The following is a 1,911-nucleotide window of genomic DNA, read 5'->3' as shown; positions in this document are numbered from 1 at the left end:
GCCGTACGTACTCGTCACTCCACCTCCACAGCGGCGCCCAGCGGCGGGGCCGGGTCGCCCGGGTAGTCGGCCGGGGGCTTGAGCCGCTGCCCGGGCCGGCCGCCCATCTCGTACTTCAACAGCTTCTTGGCCTTCTCCGGGTCCGTCTCGCCCTCCCCGTACGACGGGCAGAGGGGCGCGATCGGGCAGGCGCCGCACGCGGGCTTGCGGGAGTGGCAGACCCGGCGGCCGTGGAAGACGACGCGGTGCGAGAGCATCGTCCACTCGCTCTTCGGGAAGAGGTCGCAGACGACGGCCTCGACCTTCTCCGGGTCCGTCTCGTCCGTCCACTTCCAGCGCCGCACGAGCCGCCCGAAGTGCGTGTCGACGGTGATGCCCGGAACGCCGAAGGCGTTGCCCAGGACGACGTTGGCGGTCTTGCGGCCGACGCCGGGCAGCGTGACCAGGTCCTCCAGCCGGCCCGGCACCTCGCCGCCGAAGTTGTCGCGCAGCGCCGCGGACAGGCCGAGCAGCGACTTCGCCTTGGCCCGGAAGAAACCCGTCGGCCGGATCAGCTGCTCCAGCGCCTCCGGGTCCGCCGCCGCCATGTCCTCGGGCGTCGGATAGGCGGCGAAGAGGGCGGGGGTGGTCTGGTTGACCCGCAGGTCGGTGGTCTGCGCGGAGAGGACCGTGGCGACCAGGAGCTGGAAGCTGTTCTCGAAATCGAGCTCTGGGTGCGCGTACGGATAGACCTCGGCGAGCTCGCGGTTGATGCGGCGCGCCCGGCGCACCAGCGCAATCCGCGATTCGCCCCCGAGCGCCTTGCCACTCCCGCTCCCGCGCGGTTTGCTGCTGTCAGCCGCTCTCGTCTTCTTCCCAGGCGTACGCGCGTTCTTCCCAGGCGTACGCGCGCTGTCGGGCGTACGTTCGCCCAGGGCGGAATCGCGGGGCGCGGCCGCCCTCCCCGCACCGTCGTCGGAGGGACCTCCGGGCCCCTTCCCCTGTGCTCTCACCGGCGTATTGGACACTCGGCCAGACTAAAGCCCAGCACTGACATCCGCCCCGACCGCAGCAAATCCGCAGCCCAATCGGACCCCTGCCGTACGGTCCGGGACGCCGGTGCGTCAAACTTGTGATTGATCGCACTGTTTTATCGTCCGGCATGATGGGGACCACGGTCCTCTGTGCATGTCGACAAGGAGAGATCTCGTGGACGACGTTCTGCGGCGCGCCCCGCTCTTCGCGGCGCTCGATGACGAGCAGGCCGCTGAGCTGCGCGCCTCCATGGGTGAAGTCACCCTCGCGAGGGGTGACGCCCTGTTCCACGAGGGGGACCCCGGAGACCGGCTCTACGTGGTCACCGAGGGGAAGGTGAAGCTCCACCGGACCTCCCCCGACGGGCGGGAGAACATGCTGGCCGTCCTCGGCCCCGGCGAGCTGATCGGGGAGCTGTCCCTGTTCGACCCGGGACCGCGCACCGCCACCGCCAGCGCCCTCACCGAGGTCAAGCTCCTGGGCCTCGGCCACGGCGACCTCCAGCCCTGGCTCAACGCCCGGCCCGAGGTGGCCACCGCCCTGCTGCGCGCGGTCGCCCGTCGCCTGCGCCGGACCAACGACTCGATGTCCGACCTCGTCTTCTCCGACGTCCCCGGACGCGTGGCGAAGGCGCTCCTCGACCTGTCGCGCCGCTTCGGCGTGCAGTCCGAGGAGGGCATCCATGTGGTGCACGACCTCACCCAGGAGGAGCTGGCGCAGCTCGTCGGCGCTTCCCGGGAGACGGTCAACAAGGCCCTCGCCGACTTCGCGGGCCGCGGCTGGCTGCGCCTGGAGGCGCGCGCCGTGATCCTGCTGGACGTGGAGCGGCTGGCGAAGCGCTCCCGCTGAGCCGTACGGCCGGGAGGCCCGTAGGCGCGCTCGTACGGGCCGTATGGG

Annotated in this window: 2 protein-coding genes; one reads left to right on the top strand and one right to left on the bottom strand. The window is 71.3% G+C overall.

What is annotated here, in order from left to right; translation table 11 throughout:
* Positions 1-14: 14 nt before the first annotated feature.
* A complete protein-coding gene (gene nth, locus ACFU99_RS42170) occupies positions 15-914 on the bottom strand; it encodes an endonuclease III (protein ID WP_384403695.1) in 900 nt (299 codons plus the stop codon).
* Positions 915-1,188: 274 nt separating this feature from the next.
* Between nth and ACFU99_RS42165 the strand changes: the two genes are divergently transcribed.
* Positions 1,189-1,863 (top strand): Crp/Fnr family transcriptional regulator, encoded by a 675-nt coding sequence (locus tag ACFU99_RS42165; protein WP_363130200.1) that lies wholly within the window; start codon positions 1,189-1,191, stop codon positions 1,861-1,863.
* The last annotated feature ends 48 nt before the right edge of the window (positions 1,864-1,911 follow it).

The sequence above is a fragment of the Streptomyces sp. NPDC057654 genome, assembly GCF_042800135.1.
Lineage (GTDB): Bacteria > Actinomycetota > Actinomycetes > Streptomycetales > Streptomycetaceae > Streptomyces.
Note: the sequence above shows the minus strand (reverse complement) of the source record. Positions and strands in the feature narration are given on the sequence as shown.